This window comes from Pseudoalteromonas sp. JB197, assembly GCF_002332205.1.
Lineage (GTDB): Bacteria > Pseudomonadota > Gammaproteobacteria > Enterobacterales > Alteromonadaceae > Pseudoalteromonas > Pseudoalteromonas nigrifaciens.
In genome coordinates this window covers 397710-415681 of the sequence record NZ_NRGZ01000002.1, presented here as the reverse complement: position 1 = coordinate 415681, position 17972 = coordinate 397710, and the positions used below count along the sequence as shown (strand labels likewise).

Sequence of the window (17972 nt, the reverse complement as noted above, 5' to 3'; positions counted from 1 at the left end):
ATACCCTGATAATTTCACCAATAATTACCTTTGTAAACAAGTAATTAAAACAGCTAGGAATTAAGCATGTTATTTTGCCCCAAAACGGCGTTTAATAATGTTATCGGACAAAATTAGGCTCCTACTCAAAGAAGTAGTTATTAATTTAACTTTTTCAGTGTCCGGTTATCGCTCGAAGCGGCCCGTCAACATTCCAGTTTGTAAATCGTTTTGGGGCAGAAACGAGTTACGGCTGATAGTCGGCTTATGGCACTTTGCTGAAGCCAGCTTTGAGCGATAACCGGTCATTGAGACTGGCTAAACATCGTCGTTAATAGATTGGTTAAACTGCTCTTTGCGCATATATTCATGAAAATGAGCGGTGAGCGCACTATTAAATTGTTATGCATTTTTGAAGGAACAACAATGTCCGTCGAAGTAATCAAAGACCAAATCTTTCAGTTTTTGGCTTCAGAACAGCCTGAAGTTATGGCTATCAAAGGTGAATGGGGCGTTGGAAAGACCTTTACCTGGAAGAAATTTCTTAAAGAGGCCTGCTCAAAAAATAAAGTAAACCTCGAGCGCTACTCTTATGTTTCTCTTTTTGGTATTAACTCATTGGAAGCCTTTAAATATTCAATTTTTGAGAATGTGATAAAGAAAGAAATTATCGGCACCGAAGCTAGCCTTGAGACTTTCAAGAACAATACTACGAGTCTAATCGAATCATTCGGAAGGCAATCTCTCAACCTCTTTAAAGGGGCCCCTATAGTTAAGTCGTTTAGTCCTGCTGTCAACAACAACCGAAAAGTGATCCACTCCACCATTTGAATATTGATCCACTATTTATTAAGGTTTTCCATTAACCCTGCTTGTTTCTTTTCTTTAATTCTATAACTTTCCCCCTTAATTTGAACAATGTGTGAGTGGTGTAAAATTCTATCTAACATAGCTGATGTTAACGCTGTATCATTCGCAAAAATGCTTCCCCATTGTCCAAATGGGAGATTACTTGTGAGTATTATCGCTCCTTTTTCATAACGCTTTGCAATGACGTCAAACAATAACTTGGATTCTTGAGCACTAAACGGTAAATAACCTATTTCATCAATGATTAGTAGCCTGGGTGCCAGCACTGACCGCTGCATCACTTGTTTATACTTATCTTGTCGTTGGGCGGTGGTTAATTGCAATATTAAATCAGATGCGCTAATAAAGCGGGTTTTCAAGCCTGCTTGCACTGCCTTGTAACCTAGCGCACTAGCAATATGTGTTTTGCCTACACCAGATGGCCCGAGCAGAACAATGTTTTCTTTTCGTTCAATAAACGAGAGTGTGGCAAGCTCGTTAACCTGTTTTTTGGGCACACCAGTGGCAAACGTAAAGTCAAACTCCTCGAGCGATTTTAATGACGGAAACCCAGCCATACGTGTAAACATAACCTGTTTACGTTGATGCCGGTGCTTCTGCTCGCTTTGCAGTATGCGCTCTAGAAACTGTAAATAATCCCATTCTTCTTTTGCTGCTTGCTGTGCTAGCGCTGTCGCGTTCGTTTCAACACCAGCGAGTTGAAGCTCCTCTGTTAGCTCATGCAAACGTGCTAATTGTAAGTTCATAAAGCCTCCGAAAACTGCGCGTAAATGTTTAAATCATGATGTAACGGTTGAGTTTCAAAGGACATATCAAATAAAGGCATGCTCACTTCTGCCGGCTGTGGTGGTGCAACAGGTTGGAGCGGGGGTAAAGATTGCAGGTATGTTTGCTCTTCTTTTAATCTATCTGCGGGTTTTACTTTTATTGTGTCGTGAATGCGCTGGTTAGCAACCGTATTTAACCAGTTAATGACTTCAACATTGGCAGTTTCAACGTCCAAAGTAAGTTCAAGGGCAGATAATTTAGTGGCCAATGGCTGATAAAAGTTATCGCGCACATAGCGTACCATTCGCTCTACTTTACCTTTTGTTTGCGGGCGGTAGGGTTTACATAGCTTTGGAATGAACCCCATTTCTTTACTAAATTGGTAAAAGTGCTGATTAAAGCGGTGCTTACCCTCACCGTAAGCATCACGCTCTATTACAACGGTTTTCATATTGTCATACCATATTTGCTGTGGAATGCCTTGAAAATACTCAAAGGCTTGGCGATGACATGCTTCGAGCGTTTCATAGCGCATGTTGTCAGTAATCGCGACAAACAATGCACGGCTATAGCCTAAAACAGCGACAAAGGCATGCAGAGGTGACTTTCCTCCGCGCATTTGACCCCAATCAACTTGCATTTGTTTACCTGCTTCTGTTTCAAAGCGAATAATGGGTTGGGGTTCAACGCTACCTCGATATTGATGCAGGTATTGACGTAGTAACGATATTTCTCCGGTATAGCCTTGCTCTTTAATTTCTCTCAGCAAAACAACGGCTGATAAGTGTATTGGAGCAGCTTTAGCTAACCGAGAATGCAAATACGGTTTAAAGGCCTCTAATTTTGAAATACCCGTTTTACGAGTAGCATAATGCGGCTCGTCAAAATCACCTTGAAGGTATTTTTTAACGGTGTTACGCGATATGCCTAACTGTTTAGCAATGGCTCGTTGAGACATGCCTTGCATGGCTAAGACTTTTATTTTCATGAACTCTTCTTTTGAAATCATGGTGCTTACCGAAAAGCACCAGTGTTAAGTTAACTGGATCAGATTTCAATTGTTGAAGTGGATCATTTTTGCATTGCTGGTAACACCTGCAATCGAGACTATTTCGTTCTTGTCACTGAACAAAACACTGATTTGCATCGATGATTTAGAAAGAAAAGGAAAAGGTCTAGAGATAAAAGATGTTTTGGGTCTAGTCTCACTACTAAAAGAGCAAAAGGGATGTAAGGTAGTATTGCTTCTTAATGATGGTGAGGAAGGCCTAGATGACTATGAAAAATACCGCGAAAAGGTAATTGATATTGAGCTTGCGTTTGCTCCAGACCCAGAAGAGTGTGCGACGATTGCATATTCTGAACAAACGCCTAATCATTCTAGGTTGAGAGAGTTAACAGCAAGTCTTGGAATTAGAAATATTCGTATACTGAAAAAAATTGAGAGATTAGCTACTATAGCCCTTCCTTTGGCTGAAGGGTTCGAACCGGAAATATCAGATCAAGTTTTACATTCGCTAGTGCTGTATGCATGGAGCTATTTTTGCTCAAACGCAAATGAGGAAATACCACCTATAGAATTTGTCACTAGCAAAGGTTATACCTTGCTCGGCATCGGGGATGAAAAGGTCACCGAGCAACAGAAGAAGTGGCAAACTACACTGCAAGCATACAACTATCAGCTCACCTATGAGTTAGACATATTGTTGGCTGAAGCGGTCAAAACCGGCTATTTCGTTGAAGATGAGTTCAAAGAAAAAGCAGCCGCTAAAAACCAGCAAGTAGTAGCTTCTAAATCTGAGGGTTCGTTCTCGAACGCATGGCGACTTTATCACGACACATTTAATGATAACGACGATGAAGTTATAAATGGATTGTATGATAGTTTCAAGAAAAATTGTAAATATATAACGCCTACGAATCTAAATGGCACTGTTTCTCTATTTAGAGAGTTAGGTGAGGAAGAAAAAGCATCCGAAATCATTGACATCTACATAAAAAATAGAAAAGACGAAACCGAACTTTTTAACATGAAAGAGAATAATGTCTTTGGTGACATTAGAGATCAGGAAGTAATAGATAAATTTAACGATACATATAATCAGTCCGTTATTAATGAGACAGCGAAACAAGTATTAGACCGAATTGCTGGTAAAAATGGATGGAACCAAAGCGACGAAGTGGTGCTAGCGAACACATCGGTTGATGATTATTACAATCTATTCAAAACAGAAACTGGTCGCCACTTATCGTCCTTTGTGACAACCTGTTTGAAATTTGGTCAGTTCGGGAATGCTAGTGATCAACAAAAGGAGATTGCTAGTAGGGCTACAGAAGCGCTAAGAAGAATTGCCTCTGAGAGCGAAATTAACAAAAGACGAGTTAAGAAGTTCGGTGTAAGTCTTGAAGATGCATAACAAGGCGCTGCTGCCGGACAAATTTTCCGCTGCGCTCCAAATTTGCCGCAGAGCGCGACGTTATATGCCAAGGATTCTTTGATGTTAGCTGAGCCTTACAATACCTTATTGGTGATAATTATTTGCATCTTAGCCGCCTTGCATTTTAGTGGAAAACTTGGGAGTGTAAATAAATCTCCAACGCTAAAATATATGAATGAAAAATATCCTAAGCTGCCTAGATACATAACTGGTTTAGCTATATTTGTTGCAGTAGTTAAGAGTTTGATTTTGGTGATAGATGGCATATAACAAAACAATCAACAACATTCGCTTCGCTCATTGGGAAAAGCTTCGCTGTCGCTCAGGTTTTCCCGTTATTGTAAGCGTTACGAACGTCCGGAAATGGCACAGAGCCGTCCTTCGGCTCTAACTCATTTTTGTCCATTGGCAAGTTATCTGCTGACTCGTCATTGCCCCAAAGTAAGCTACTTTGGCATTGAAGCTGATTTCAAACCTAGCAATTTGACATACTTTTTCTTATCTAACCGTGTGGCCAATTTTGTTAATCCACTACAAAAGGTAATACGCGTTCCCAGTGGTGTTTTTAGAAGTAAACCAGCACTTCCGAAAATCTCTCGATAAGATGTTTTTTTTCATAAAGTTGAGTATGATGGATTCTATAATATTCTGACATTTAAAGAATATAGGACACAGGTACACATTTTTGATAAGCGCTTAGGGAAAGGCAATGAGTAAAAAATACGTTGATTTAACTCCTGTAAATACCGCTGATAGTGAGGGGCATTATGCTGAAGCAATAAAAATAGCATTTGACAATAATAATGTGACAAATATTGCATTGACAGGATCGTATGGTTCGGGAAAAAGCAGTATTATTAATTCCTTTGAAAAAAGATTCTCACTTCCTCTACCAAGCTTCAAAGAGAAATTAAAAACATTCCTTAGATTCAGTTCTTTCAATAACAAGGGGGATAAAAAAAGCGTATATAATTTCATGAACATTTCATTGGCGTCATTTTCAGAGAAGAAAGAAGATACTTCAGACAATCTTATTGAAAGAAGTATTTTACAACAAATGATATATGGAATATCAAGCCAAAAAATACCTTTATCTCGTTTCAAAACAATAACAAAGGATAAACTCGAAGACTGTAAAAGTTATTTTTTCATTACTTGGTTATTGACTACGATAATATTCGTGAGCACGCTATCTATTAGTCTCTTTTCAAAATTTATAGCAATCGCTTCTCTGGCTGGCTGGGGTATCACAACTTTTAGTTTATCTGGTCTTATACTTTACTCTATCGATGCTTACCGACATATTAATCGCAAACCCTTTAAGAAAGTCAATGTAAAAAGCGGTGAAATTGAGCTTGGAGAACAAAGCGAAAACTCCATTTTAAATCGCTATTTAGATGAAATTTTATACTTTTTCCAATGTAATACTTTTGATGTTGTCGTTTTTGAGGACTTAGATCGATTTGGCTCATCTGAAATATTTGTAAAATTAAGAGAGATAAATACATTAATAAATAAGTCGGAAGATATTAATCGACGTGTTGTATTTTTATATGCGATCAAAGATGAAATGTTTGCTCACAAAGAAAGAGCTAAGTTCTTTGATTTCATTATTCCCGTTATCCCCATAATCAATTGCTCTAACTCCTACGAGAAATTACAAGAAAGACTACCAGATGCCCAATATTCAGATATGAATATTGGGAGGTTGGACCAAGACTTCTTGAAAGAAGTTTCTATCTATATTGATGATATGCGTTTGCTTAACAATATAGTCAATGAAATGAACTTGTATTATAGCGTCTTGTTTAGTGACCACATTAAGCCCAGCAAATTACTGGCTCTCATTATATATAAAAATGTTTATCCTGAAGATTTTTCTAAATTACATGAAAATAGAGGTCTGGTTTATGAGTGCTGTAATAACAGAAATAAATTAATTGAGTTTCACACTACAACCTTACTCAGCAATATTAAAGCTATTAATGATGAATTACAGTTAATATACAATCAAATAAAGTTACAGCAATCTATATCTGTATCAGATTTAAAGAGTATTTACATACATGCAATCTTAGAGCAAGCATATGGAGAACAGTACTTTATTGAGATTAACAATAGTTTTGTTGAGCTTTCAAAACTAAAAGAGGAAGAAAATTTCAACTCATTACAGACTATTGAAAATATAACAGTTAGATTTATTAAGCAACAAAGGTGGATTACACGATCTTTAAATATGTCTTTTAAAGATATTGAGAATAAAGTTAACTCTGAGTTTAGTTACCTTGATCGTAAAGATTTGATACTTGGTAATAAAACCGCTCAACAGGAAAAGTTAGAAGAAGAAAAAGCTAAATTAATCAAGCAAAAATCAGAACTAGTTAAATTGTCGCAATATAAATTATTGCAAAAGGGAAGTGATTTTTCAGTGTTTTCAAAAGATGAGTATGCTAATGATAGCTCCTATAATTTGCTCCGATATTTGCTGCGTAATGGACATATAGATGAGTATTACCAAGACCATATATCACACTTTTATAATGGGCGCTTATCTCATAATGATATGAATTTCATTAAAGCTGTAAGGGACTTCAGATCTTCAAGTTTAACTCTCCAGCTTACTTATATTGAAGAGATAATTAAGAATAGATTAAGAGAGAATGACTTCAAAGAAAAGTATATTTTCAATATTTCATTACTAGACTATTTGGTAGAACATGAGAAAGCTCACAAGCAAAAATTGACGCTCCTATTTGAAAATATTAGCAATAACATTGAAAGCTTGTGGGACTTTTTACTCACTTTCACTGAAACTACACGCTCTGTTGATCGGTTTATACAACTGTTATCGCAGCAATGGCCTAATTATGTATCGGCCATTACTGAATCAAGTGAAATTAATACCTCACAAAAAAACTACCTATTGAAATTAATACTGCTACATGTTGAATCAAAATTTATTTATAAAGATATGAATAGCGAAGAAACCTTCTCTAACTACTTAGCGATTAACCCTGAAAGTATTTTAGATCTCCAACCAGCAGAGCAAATGCAGGTGTATTACAAACTCACTGATTTAAATATTAAATTTAAGGAACTTGAAGAGTGCGCTGGTGATGACAAATTATTCAGTTATATTTTTGAGAACTCCCTTTACGAAATCACTTCTGAAAATATATGTTTGCTACTGAAAAAATTAAGCATAAAACAAGATGAGATAGAGAAAAGTAACCTGACCGTTATCTATAATACCAATTTTAAAAACTTCATTGATTACATTGAAGAAAATATTGAAGTCTATATTAAAAAAGTATTTTTAGCTCTGCCTGATAACACGGAAGAAAGTACAGAAACCATTATTAAGTTACTTAATAATTCATCCGTAAGTAGTGAAACCAAAGAAAACATAATCCAGAAGCAAAACCATGTGTTTGAGTCACTCTCAAATATACCAAGTGTTTTTTGGGAACTGTTACTGGTTGAATCAAAATTAGAAACAACTTGGGACAATTTGGCTGAATTTAATAATGAGTTTCCTGATGATAAAAACCAATTATTAGAGGTGCTTAATCGAAAACCTAAGTGTCTCTCCATTTGCAAGATAAACGAAAATTCAAAGTTTAAAGAAAGTATTACTGAAATAACCCAAATGATATTAAGGAATGACTTAATAAATAACGCGGCTTTTGCATTGCTTATTAAAGGGCTTCCTTACAAATATGAAACGTTAAATCGTTACGATATTCCCAAAGAAAAAATGGAAGCTTTACTAACAGAAAACCTATTATCTTTATCTGAGACTAACTATAGCAGCCTTACTGAGCACCATCCTGAATTAGTAGGCCTGTTTATACTTAACAATCTTTCTGACTATTGGAATAAGTCCGATGAATATGAACTTTCACCTGATACATCATTATTTTTGTTAAATGCTATCACTTCGTTGGCAGACCAAGTTGCCTTAGTAAAACTATTGAGTGAGGGTAATTTGGAAGATAATCATAACTTAGCTAATAATATTTTACATATATTGTCTAAAGTTGCTGATCTAAAGCAGTTTGAAGAAAGTTTGTTATATATTGCAATTAAACATTCAACTGAAAAAAATCAAGCTATCACTCTATTTCTTAAACTTATTAATACTTTTAATAAAGAAGAGATAACAGATTTACTTGAATCAATGGGGGAACCATATTCTCAAATAGCTTCTTTTAAAAATAACCCTAGCTTGGTAAATAATCGCCTTCATAAAGGTTTAGCAATAGCATTAGAGGACTGTGGATATATCTCTAGTAAAAAAATCAAGGACAATAAAATTGCAATATATACTAGACGATCTTAAATGAATGTTGGAGTTGCTTTTCCAGTAAACATTATTAGAGGCATAGTAACCAAATGAGGGCTGTTTGCCTTTTTCTTCTAACCTGCAATAGGGTCGAAAGCGAGCTAGCCTTTATGAGTGTAAGTAGAAATTACAAATTTATGCGCACACCCTAATATTTTTGCTCATACCTTATATCTTTTTAACGTAAATAAAGCGAGAGTATTTCTAGTTTTAAATTTAAAAGTACACTTTAATATCAGTTACTTATAAACCTTTGTGCGGCATGATGTATATCGCAATAGTCTGTGGCGTGGTGTAGTGAAATAGTTAATTTTGCCACGAACTAATAGATTGAAACAGCAGTGGGTTACGCATGTGATGCCTACGGAGTGAGGGCATCTTTGAGATTCCTTCACTACCCCTACAAACTCTAATGAGTATCACTATCGACTAGTACAATAACTCTAAGAAGCTTTTGTCCAGAGGCGGGTTATGTATTTAACTCGCCTTTGCCCCTTAATGAGTTAAAGCAGTTGCTCTAAAGGTCAGCTTTGAGCGAAAAGCAGACATTGACCGTTAATCGTTTCAACGACGGCAATTAGCCATACGTTGCATGTTTGCTCCCTTACTGGTTTTACGATATCCAAAACCGACATAACGACCATTAAGGGGTTTTGCGCCCATCCCCTCGAAATTAACCTTAGCTTGAATTTTCACGCTTAGAGTAACTTTTCGTACCATTGGACTTCACCCCTTGAATAACACAGTTTGTATTATTTAGCCCATCCCCTCGAAATCGGCATTAGTATTCTTAAGTAATAATACACAGTGGTAAACTATCTTATGAAAAGTTTACCACTTTAGTCGCTTAAATCGGCTTTATGGTAATGTTAAGCAGTTGACTGGTAAACATTAACCTCATTGATTAAGGTATGCTGATTAAAAATAACAAGAAAGGCTTACCACTATTTCTTCATCAAACACCAAGCGTATACAAATTCTCAGCGAATCAGAAATCAACGAACTCTATGCCTTACCCAATTTTAACCGTAAAGATCGTGATGATTATTTTTCGTTAGATAGTGAAACTCAAAGGCTCGTCAACGAATTAAGACGTATTGAAACCAGAGTGTATTTTATCTTACTGCTTGGTTACTTTAGGTCACGGCCAATAGTATTTAATTTCTCATTTACTCAAGTCAGTAATGATTTAGATTATGTAAGATCCAAGTATTTCAGCGATAAAGATATGTCTCTTGAGGATTTATCACCAACAACAAAAACTAAGCTGATTAATAAGTTATTAAAATATACAGGGTTTACAGCATACCAAAGCAAGTTAGATAAAGAGCCGCTATTAAAAAGGCTTAACGATGTTGTAAAAATCAACCTTGAACCAAGGTATGTTTTTGATGAATGTATTGCTTATTTTGGTCAAAACAGAATAGCGCTAGCTGGTTATACAACGCTGCAAGACACTATTTCTACGGTATTATCAAATGAGCGTAACCGAATTGAAATGGTGCTGCTTGATAGTTTGTCTTCAGGTACCAGAAAAACATTACTTAAATTACTTGAGTCAAATAATACCTTTACTGACTTAGCCAAGTTAAAGAAAATGGCTAAGGACTTTTCAACGAGCCAAATCACCCAAGAGCTGAAGACGCATAAAATTATACGCTCGCTTTATCCAGAAATTAAGTCACTGATTGCTGAACTGGAGCTATCACCTAAAAATCTTGAATACTATGCTTCACTGGTAAAGCACAAGTCCGTTTATAAGCTTAGAAAACACGCAGATAGCCAAACTATTTTATATCTCGTTTGTTACTTGTTCTTCAGGTACCGAGAGACTAACGACAATCTTGTTGCTGCATTTATTTACTTGGTAAGGAAGTTAACCGAATCAGCTAAAGGCTATGCAAAGCAGCGTATTGTTGAAGATGTAACCATTGTAAGAACCAAATTAAAATCCGCTGGTAGTTTATTAAAGTACTTCATCGATACCGATATGGACGATGATTTAAGCTTTGGTGATGTACGTAAAAAAGCCTTTGAATTGATCCCTGCTGACAGTATTAAACTGTTAAGTGATCACTTAGATAATAACGACTTTGATGGCCGTCAGTACGAATGGCAATTTATTGATAAACAATCCAGTAAAATTAAAAAACTTATCCGCTCATTATTTATGTCTATCGATATTGAGTTCATTCATTTAAAGGATGAACTCCATGAGCAGTATGTTATGGCACATTCTGAACTTAGTGAATTAAAGGCTATCCAAACCATTAACATCGATGTGGTACCTAAACATGACCGAGAGTATTTAGAGGGAGAAAATACCAAATTAATTGCTAATCGATTTGAGTATTTCCTTTATCGTAAAGCCGAACAATTATTTCACAGTAATAGCTTAACGGTGAAAGAAAGCGTTAATAACCGTAGTTTAACGTCAGATCTTATACAACCTAAAGAATGGCAGCAAAAAGAGACAATCATTGAAAACACTGGCCTTGATAAGCTGGCAACACCGATTAACCAAACACTCGCAGATAAGAGCCAACAATTAGAAGTTAAGCTGAAGGAAGCAAGCGAGCATATCTTTAGTGGTGATAATAAGTATGTTGAGTTTATTCCTGGCAAAGCCGAACTCAAGTGGTCAATTCCTAACAGCCGTTGGCAACAAACAATTGAAAACCCGCTCTACAATCAAATTCAACACATGGGTATCGTTGAACTCATGTTGTTTGTTGATCAAAAGACAGGTTACTTAAATTCATTTACACACATATCAGCAACTAAAGAAAAATCACCAGTAAATAAAGAAGATCTGATCGCCTGTATATTGGCAAACGGCACCAATTACGGCCTATATAAAATGGCGAATATCTCTGACCGTTCAATGGGTAAATTACGCAGTGTAGATGATAGTTATGTCAGATATGAAACACTCAAAACGTCTAATGATCAGGTTTCTAATGCTATAGCCACGTTGCCAATATTTGCCTATTACCATGTGGACGATAATCAGTTGTTTTCAAGCATTGATGGTCAAAAATTTGAGTGTCGCATAAATACGTTTAAGGCTCGGTATTCGTCTAAGTACTTCTCCAAAGGTAAAGGTGTTTCAGCATTAACATTGGTTTCTAATCATGTTCCGGTGAGTACGCAAGTCATTGGCGCTAACGAATATGAAGGTCACTTTGCTTTTGACTTACTCTATAACAACTCTTCAGATATACAGCCTAATACCTTATCGACCGATACGCATGGTACTAATAATGTTAACTTCGCTATATTAGATTTCTTTGGTTACACATTCGCCCCTCGATACGCGAAAATGAAAAAGGTGTTTTTTGAGCTATTTGAAGTGACTGAAGAGAACGGAGGCCGTATTCAATTAAAGAAAGATATTAATCATAAGCTAATTGCTGAAGAATGGGACAATATTCAGCATATTGTTTGTTCATTGAGTCGTAAAACCACCACTCAAAGCACAATCATTAGAAAGTTGAGTAACGGCAAGAGCCGAAGATTGTCAGCATTGCATGAGTACGACCGTTTAATTAAATCTATTTATGTTTTGGAGTATGTTGATAATTCAACGTTGCGTCATTACGTCCAGCAAGCCTTGAACAGAGGTGAAGCATACCATCAGTTAAAACGTGCTATTACTTCAGTTAATGGCAATAAATTTCGTGGGGGGAATGATTACCAAGTATCACAATGGAACGATTGTGCTCGACTCATTTCAAATTGCATTATTTATTATAATTCCGCGTTACTATCGGCATTTTTACAAATCCAAGAGAGGAACGGTAGGCAAGATGTGGTTGATGTTATTTCTCGGCTTTCACCTGTTGCTTGGCAACACATTAATCTAAATGGGGAATATGCCTTTAATAAAGACCGCAAAGAAATCGACTTAGCTGGTTTACTTAGTGATGTAGAATCAATAAGTTAAAGAATGCCATCTGTTTGTATTTCTAATTCAAAAGGTACTGCGCATCAAAGTGCCATTAAAAATTGGAGGTGTTGATATTCTATATGCTTGATATATACAAGCTAACATTGATAGAAAACAGATAAGCTAACAAGTTTTTAGTCGAGCCATGAACTGTTCTATAATTGTTCTAATTGCAAAACTCTTCAATTTGGTTTGTTACTAGATTTAAAAATACTTTTCTATGCTCGATTTTAGTAAGTAGCAGCTTTTGGATGTCTTCAGGAACTTTTCTTTCTCCTGCATCTATTGCCATTAGTAATGGCTTGATATCAACTACAAGAAGACCTGCCGCCCTTGCTGCTCGAATGAACTTTAATCTCTTTAATGCACATAAGCCGTAAAGTGAATGGCCTGACTTAGTTTTTTCTTCGCAGTGTACTAAGTTCTCAAGAACATAATTTCTTACCGTATGGACAGATGTTTGTGCAGCTAGTGCCAGTTGAGAAATACTCAAAGGAAAATCCAACGCATCATCATCACTACTAATGAACTTATTGATGTCAGGTATCTCTGTCAAAAAACTGACTTCACCAACAGGAATGTTTTCAACCTTAGATTTAATCATGATTTAGCATGCTTCCAATTTGTGTTGTTAATGGAATGCCTTAAGATATCTTGATTACATTCAATCAATTGGCACTCCATTAACATTTCTGTAAGTACATTACCGTTAAATGATTACCCTGCGCAGCAAGATAGCTCTTTAACGTCTTTGCTAAAGGTTTGAGCGCATAACTTCAATCCTTCAACCATCGTCAAATACGGAAATAGTTGACCTACCAATTCTTCGACTGTCATTTTATTATGAATAGCAAGAGCCGCACTTTGAATCAGTTCTCCGCCTTCATGGGCTAAAATTTGTGCGCCTATCAGTTTTCCCGTGGATTCTTCAGCTACCAACTTGATAAAACCATCCGTTTCAAAATTTGCTAAAGCTCTTGGTACGTTTTCCATATCAAGTACACGACTTATCGTATTTATTCCTACCGCTGAAGCTTGTACTTCGGTTAGACCTACCGTAGCAACTTGTGGGTCGGTGAATATAACAGCAGGCATGGTAGATAAGTCGAGTTGCGCATTTCCACCTGTCATATTAATTCCAGCCCTACTTCCGGCAGCAGCAGCAACATAAACAAATTGTGGCATATTGGAGCAATCTCCAGCGGCATAAATGTTAGCTGTTGATGTTTCCATCATACTATTAACAACAATGGCACCACTTTTATCTGTTTCAACACCAACATTTTCTAAACCAAGCTTTCCAGTATTTGCATGGCGACCCGTAGAGATAAGCAATTTTTCAGCGATTAATGTTCCTTCGTTAGTTTCCAATGAAAAACCATTGCTATCATAAGAAACATGACTTGCTTGCGTATTATTAAGTACCCTAATACCTTCTTTTTCAAAGCACTCTGCCAGTTTTTCACCTAATAACGGATCTTCAGCATATAAAAGGGTATGTCTGGCTAGAATTGTCACACGGCTACCTAAACGGGCATAAGCTTGCGCAATTTCCAGAGCAACAACGGAGGAGCCGATGACAACTAGACTACTCGGTAACTCTTCTGCAAATAAGGCTTCTGTTGATGTCCAATAAGGTGTATCAACTAAACCCTTAATTGGCGGAATGCTTGGTGTAGAGCCTGTTGCAATTAAAATGCGATCTGCAACCAGCTCTTCTTCACTACCATCAGACTTGTGAACTAGCAAGGTATTTTGATTTTTAAAACGTGCATAACCTTTAAGTAAAGATAGCGCGGGATTACTCTCTAAAATACGTTGATATTTAGCATCGCGTAGTTCTTCGACGCGAGCGTTTTGCTGATGTGCTAATAAGGAGCGGCTAAGTTGTGGCTGAATATTTTCTAAACCATCAAACGGGTTAGTACGTTGCTGATGCGCTAATTGCGCAGCACGGATCAATATTTTTGAAGGAACACAGCCGACATTTACACAGCAACCTCCGATTACATCGGCTCCTTCAATGATAGTAACTCTTGCTCCGCCTTCTGCTGCTTTAATCGCACTGGCAAAGGCCCCTGAACCACTACCAATAATGGCTACATGTAATTGTTCTGGCTGGATGTCATTTGACGAGCAACAACTATTCGTTGACATATTTTATTCCTCTTAAAAAGTTAAGCGGTACAAGTTTCATCATCACAGCGTTTATTCGCAGGAGAAACCATGTCCCAAATTGATACAGCAACCATTAGTCCTAGCCCCGTATAAGTAACGTATGAACTCCACCCGTACTGGAACCAAGGGTATAAAGAGAGTAAAACCAAAATGGGGCCAATTGAACCGATAAAACTACGGTGCCATTGACGATGGCTAAACCAGCCTAAGATATTCATTGCCAGCGCTAATACTGCAAACAGTGGTAACAACGTATTGATAAATACCCCTTCCCACTGACTAAGAAATCCCATCCCAATTGCCGCACCAAGACTAGCTATCGCGGGAAAACACATGGCGCATCCCATTGCCGAAACAAGTGCACCTATAGAGCCTGCTTTATCTCCGATACGCGTAACTAGTTCTAAGGGGCTAAACATTACTTATTTTCACTTTTTAAATTTGAAGGGTAGCCAGCGTTGGTAGTCGCTGCAATTAATGCATTGATGTTGGTTTTAGTGTCATCAAAAGAAACAACAGCTAGCTTAGGCTTGTAGGTAACTTTCGCATTTTCAACGCCATCAACATTTTCTAATGACTTTTTAACTGTGATTGGACATGTCGCACAGTTCATCGTTGGCACTTCCAGTGTAACTGTTTTTACTTCAGCAAAAGCACCAAAACTAGAAAGTGAAAGCAGTGCGGTTAATAATAATTTTTTCATAATTAGCTCCAAATTTTAAAATGTTATAAATTTCTTGATCTGTATATTAAGCAAACAAAAGTATCCAATAATTACTGGTCACTAAAATTGTCGCAACTATAACGCTCAGCCAGAAAATTACTTTTCGTTGTTGCTGTTTCTTAGGAATTGCACAGGCCGTTCCCGGCTCACACTCTTCTACAGGACGGTAAATTTTCCAACCTGAGTAACCAAACAACAACACTACAAATGCGATAAATAATGGCCTATAGGGTTCAAATGCAGTTAAATTACCAATCCATGAGCCACTTACCCCAAGTAATAACAGGAGCAAAGGACCTACACAGCATACGCCTGCGCCTAATGCTGCTATGATGCCTCCTATCATTGGAAGGTTTGATTCTTTTTGATTCATATAGATACCTCATTAAGTGATAATGCAAGTGTATTGCATGTACCTAAGTACGGAGTCAAGGGTGATTTATAAAAAATTTATCTTTGATAATCTGCTACGACAGATACGGGGAATAAGCTAACTTGAATTAAGGCGCAGAAGTAAAATTGGATATGCTGTTTTAGTGGGAAATGGTAGTTAAGTGAATCATTTACTTCGGTTGCAACGAATCAATTATTGGGCAGTGGCTATCGTCATCATTATTTTGGCATTGTCCTAAATGTTCTTCCAAAGCGTGTTCTAACAACAACAAGTCAGCCATCTTTTTTTGTACTGCGATCAGTTTTTTATTAGCTAATTCTTGTACTTTACTACATGGACTATCGTTTAACGCAAGTAACCCTTCAATCTCATTTAGCGTAAAACCTAATTCTTGAGAACGCTTGATAAAATGTATTCTATTTACCGTTTCTTTCGGGTAATGTCTATAGCCCTGCATAGGCTTTGGTGGTTGTTTAATTAAGCCTTTGCGTTCATAAAAGCGAATTGTTTCGACATTTACACTCAGTTCTTTAGCCAACATACTTATGGTTCGTTTAGACACGTTATCAATTACCTTACTGACTTTTTGTTTACTTACTTTATATCTAATTAAAGTGACCATCAATGAATACCAGTTTAAACATCGCTAATTGATTTTGTTTTTTCTTCTATTAAATAAGTAAAGTTACCGTTGTTACAACAATATTAAACCACAACAATGTATGGTTTATCCTTTTTCATTATCAAAGTCCAAATTAGTGTTATTACATGCAGTTCTACATGAGTACACCCTAAAGATACTGTTAATATATCACAGGCAATTACGTAATGACACCACTTAAATAAACCTATATGATATGACACCATCTAAATAGACCTAATTAGGCAAAAATGTTCATAAGAGCATATTTACGAGCATCAACTTCTGAGCAAGATGCAAATAGAGCAAAAAGCTCATTAAAAAAATTCGTTTCTTGCTTCAGCAAACGAATTGCTTCTTTTTATATAGAAAATAAATCTGGTAATTCTTTAGATAGACCAGAGCTAATTCGTTTATTGGATGAATCAGAGTCCGGTGATGTTTTGTTAGTTGAATCAATCGATCGTTTAACAAGGCTAAGCCCTGATGATTGGAAAACTCTTGTAGCCTCAATAAATGAAAAAGGAATTAGTGTTGTTAGTTTAGATCTACCAACCAGTCATTTAACATTTGGCAGTTTTCCAAGTGATGATTTTATGAGATCAATACTTAGTGCTATTAATAATATGCTGTTAGAAATATTAGCGGCCAGTGCATATAAAGAATATCGAGAACGTGAACGTAAGCAAAAAGAAGGTATTGTAAAAGCACAGCAAAAGGGACTTTATCACGGTCGTCAGCCTGATTTAGAGGCTCATGATAGGATTGCCTCGTTTACTGAAGCTGGATTTAGTATTAATAAAACGGCTGAAGCAGTTGGAGTTAGTCGAAGTACGGTAATTAGAGTTAGAAAAAAGCTTAAAAATTTAGACTAAGGTTAATTTCGAGGGGATGGGCGCAAAACCCCATTAAGCAAATACCAAAGTAAAATAGGTATGTGCTCCAATCATATAGCCAAAGAGGATAAAGCGTTAATAGCACTGCTACAGGCCCTAGAATGCTGAAGACAGCTCTGGTATGGTTTTTATTTTTGTGCGAGTTGTATAAGTTTACCAATAGTTCCAAAGATGCAAAAATAGGTAAAAGCGTATTTACAGCTATTCCTTCGAAGTGAGAGAAGAAGCCTAGTCCTAATGCCGATGCAAGTGACCTTAATGCAGGGAAGCAGGCCGTGCCGCTAGCCAAACGCCACTAGAGCCTACTCTGTCTAATATTTTATTTATCATTTTAAAGTCTATTGGTTGATATTACCATCATTCTAAACTCCGTATATAAGTACGGAGTCAATCATTTTAATGAATCAATTATGGGGCAATGTGTTGGATCTTCGTTTTGCATACAGGTATTTGTCATATCCACAATTACTTTCTCTAAACGTTGAAGGTCATTAATTTTGTCTCGAATGATTGCTAACTTTTGTCGGCTTAATAGCTCAACTTGAGTGCAGTTGCTGTCCATAGACATTAGCGATTTTATTTCTCTTAACGTAAAGCCGAGCGCTTTGGCTTTTGTGATAAACCTAAGTTGTCCTGCTATTGTTTCGTCATATTGTCTATAACCAGATATTGGTTTTTCAGGTTGTGTAATCAGCCCTTCTCGTTCATAAAAACGAATGGTTTCTACATTTAAATTTAATGATTGTGCTAATTTGCCAATGGTTTTCATTATTGCCTTTGTGAATACTACT

Annotated in this window: 16 protein-coding genes; 6 read left to right on the top strand and 10 right to left on the bottom strand. The window is 36.6% G+C overall.

Annotated elements, in window-relative coordinates; all coding sequences use genetic code 11:
- Positions 1-405 precede the first annotated feature (405 nt).
- On the top strand, positions 406-810 hold the full coding sequence (locus CIK86_RS16965) for a P-loop NTPase fold protein (RefSeq protein ID WP_096317111.1): 405 nt from the start codon (positions 406-408) through the stop codon (positions 808-810).
- A gap of 11 nt (positions 811-821) precedes the next feature.
- Here the strand turns inward: CIK86_RS16965 and istB are convergent, their stop codons facing one another.
- Both istB and istA read right to left on the bottom strand, forming a co-directional pair.
- Positions 822-1595, bottom strand: a complete 774-nt coding sequence (gene istB, locus CIK86_RS16960; RefSeq protein ID WP_089367648.1) for an IS21-like element helper ATPase IstB — start codon at positions 1593-1595, stop codon at positions 822-824.
- On the bottom strand, positions 1592-2626 hold the full coding sequence (gene istA / locus CIK86_RS16955; RefSeq protein WP_096317110.1) for an IS21 family transposase: 1035 nt from the start codon (positions 2624-2626) through the stop codon (positions 1592-1594). Before istA ends, istB begins: the two co-directional genes overlap by 4 nt.
- 49 nt (positions 2627-2675) lie before the next feature.
- On the opposite strand from istA, the gene CIK86_RS16950 reads away from it, so the two are divergent.
- The 4 genes from CIK86_RS16950 (at position 2676) to CIK86_RS16935 (ending at position 12346) form a co-directional block, all read left to right on the top strand.
- Positions 2676-4034, top strand: coding sequence for a hypothetical protein (locus CIK86_RS16950; RefSeq protein WP_140391200.1), 1359 nt, complete (start codon positions 2676-2678; stop codon positions 4032-4034).
- A gap of 81 nt (positions 4035-4115) precedes the next feature.
- A complete protein-coding gene (locus CIK86_RS16945; RefSeq protein WP_086998392.1) occupies positions 4116-4325 on the top strand; it encodes a hypothetical protein in 210 nt (69 codons plus the stop codon).
- Between the two features lie 439 nt (positions 4326-4764).
- The gene (locus CIK86_RS16940; RefSeq protein ID WP_086998396.1) at positions 4765-8397 is read left to right on the top strand and encodes a hypothetical protein; all 3633 of its coding nucleotides are present in this window, start codon (positions 4765-4767) and stop codon (positions 8395-8397) included.
- Positions 8398-9346: 949 nt separating this feature from the next.
- The gene (locus CIK86_RS16935; protein ID WP_076915769.1) at positions 9347-12346 is read left to right on the top strand and encodes a Tn3 family transposase; all 3000 of its coding nucleotides are present in this window, start codon (positions 9347-9349) and stop codon (positions 12344-12346) included.
- A 169-nt stretch (positions 12347-12515) separates the two neighbouring features.
- On the opposite strand, the gene CIK86_RS16930 is transcribed toward CIK86_RS16935, so the two are convergent.
- From CIK86_RS16930 to merR, 6 genes are all read right to left on the bottom strand, one after another.
- Positions 12516-12953 carry a MerR family transcriptional regulator gene (locus tag CIK86_RS16930; RefSeq protein WP_008110853.1) on the bottom strand — a complete coding sequence of 146 codons (438 nt, stop codon included), beginning with the start codon at positions 12951-12953 and terminating at the stop codon, positions 12516-12518.
- Positions 12954-13066: 113 nt separating this feature from the next.
- Positions 13067-14506: a mercury(II) reductase gene (merA, locus tag CIK86_RS16925; RefSeq protein ID WP_086998400.1), complete on the bottom strand. Its 1440-nt coding sequence runs from the start codon at positions 14504-14506 to the stop codon at positions 13067-13069.
- A 20-nt stretch (positions 14507-14526) separates the two neighbouring features.
- Positions 14527-14946 carry an organomercurial transporter MerC gene (gene merC / locus CIK86_RS16920; RefSeq protein ID WP_008467331.1) on the bottom strand — a complete coding sequence of 140 codons (420 nt, stop codon included), beginning with the start codon at positions 14944-14946 and terminating at the stop codon, positions 14527-14529.
- On the bottom strand, positions 14946-15230 hold the full coding sequence (gene merP / locus CIK86_RS16915; RefSeq protein WP_008110847.1) for a mercury resistance system periplasmic binding protein MerP: 285 nt from the start codon (positions 15228-15230) through the stop codon (positions 14946-14948). Before merP ends, merC begins: the two co-directional genes overlap by 1 nt.
- A 46-nt stretch (positions 15231-15276) precedes the next feature.
- A complete protein-coding gene (locus CIK86_RS16910) occupies positions 15277-15624 on the bottom strand; it encodes a mercuric transporter MerT family protein (RefSeq protein ID WP_008467333.1) in 348 nt (115 codons plus the stop codon).
- A gap of 190 nt (positions 15625-15814) precedes the next feature.
- Positions 15815-16267, bottom strand: coding sequence for an Hg(II)-responsive transcriptional regulator (gene merR / locus CIK86_RS16905; RefSeq protein ID WP_008110844.1), 453 nt, complete (start codon positions 16265-16267; stop codon positions 15815-15817).
- A gap of 269 nt (positions 16268-16536) precedes the next feature.
- Here merR and CIK86_RS16900 point away from each other — a divergent pair, with 269 nt between their 5' ends.
- Entirely contained in the window at positions 16537-17160 is a 624-nt protein-coding gene (locus tag CIK86_RS16900) for a recombinase family protein (protein ID WP_008110837.1), read from the top strand.
- On the opposite strand, the gene CIK86_RS19420 is transcribed toward CIK86_RS16900, so the two are convergent.
- On the bottom strand, positions 17144-17470 hold the full coding sequence (locus CIK86_RS19420) for a MerC family mercury resistance protein (protein ID WP_254910762.1): 327 nt from the start codon (positions 17468-17470) through the stop codon (positions 17144-17146). The genes CIK86_RS16900 and CIK86_RS19420 overlap by 17 nt on opposite strands.
- Before the next feature lie 102 nt (positions 17471-17572).
- Positions 17573-17950 carry a MerR family transcriptional regulator gene (locus CIK86_RS16890; RefSeq protein WP_055018870.1) on the bottom strand — a complete coding sequence of 126 codons (378 nt, stop codon included), beginning with the start codon at positions 17948-17950 and terminating at the stop codon, positions 17573-17575.
- Between the last annotated feature and the right edge of the window lie 22 nt (positions 17951-17972).

Excerpts from the sequence above, each read along its gene's own strand:
- CIK86_RS16965 (WP_096317111.1), top strand. The coding sequence starts at position 406 with ATGTCCGTCGAAGTAATCAAAGACCAAATCTTTCAGTTTTTGGCTTCA.
- istB (WP_089367648.1), bottom strand. The coding sequence starts at position 1,595 with ATGAACTTACAATTAGCACGTTTGCATGAGCTAACAGAGGAGCTTCAA.
- istA (WP_096317110.1), bottom strand. The coding sequence starts at position 2,626 with ATGATTTCAAAAGAAGAGTTCATGAAAATAAAAGTCTTAGCCATGCAA.
- CIK86_RS16945 (WP_086998392.1), top strand. The coding sequence starts at position 4,116 with ATGTTAGCTGAGCCTTACAATACCTTATTGGTGATAATTATTTGCATC.
- CIK86_RS16940 (WP_086998396.1), top strand. The coding sequence starts at position 4,765 with ATGAGTAAAAAATACGTTGATTTAACTCCTGTAAATACCGCTGATAGT.
- CIK86_RS16930 (WP_008110853.1), bottom strand. The coding sequence starts at position 12,953 with ATGATTAAATCTAAGGTTGAAAACATTCCTGTTGGTGAAGTCAGTTTT.
- merA (WP_086998400.1), bottom strand. The coding sequence starts at position 14,506 with ATGTCAACGAATAGTTGTTGCTCGTCAAATGACATCCAGCCAGAACAA.
- merC (WP_008467331.1), bottom strand. The coding sequence starts at position 14,946 with ATGTTTAGCCCCTTAGAACTAGTTACGCGTATCGGAGATAAAGCAGGC.
- merP (WP_008110847.1), bottom strand. The coding sequence starts at position 15,230 with ATGAAAAAATTATTATTAACCGCACTGCTTTCACTTTCTAGTTTTGGT.
- CIK86_RS16910 (WP_008467333.1), bottom strand. The coding sequence starts at position 15,624 with ATGAATCAAAAAGAATCAAACCTTCCAATGATAGGAGGCATCATAGCA.
- merR (WP_008110844.1), bottom strand. The coding sequence starts at position 16,267 with ATGGTCACTTTAATTAGATATAAAGTAAGTAAACAAAAAGTCAGTAAG.
- CIK86_RS16900 (WP_008110837.1), top strand. The coding sequence starts at position 16,537 with ATGTTCATAAGAGCATATTTACGAGCATCAACTTCTGAGCAAGATGCA.
- CIK86_RS16890 (WP_055018870.1), bottom strand. The coding sequence starts at position 17,950 with ATGAAAACCATTGGCAAATTAGCACAATCATTAAATTTAAATGTAGAA.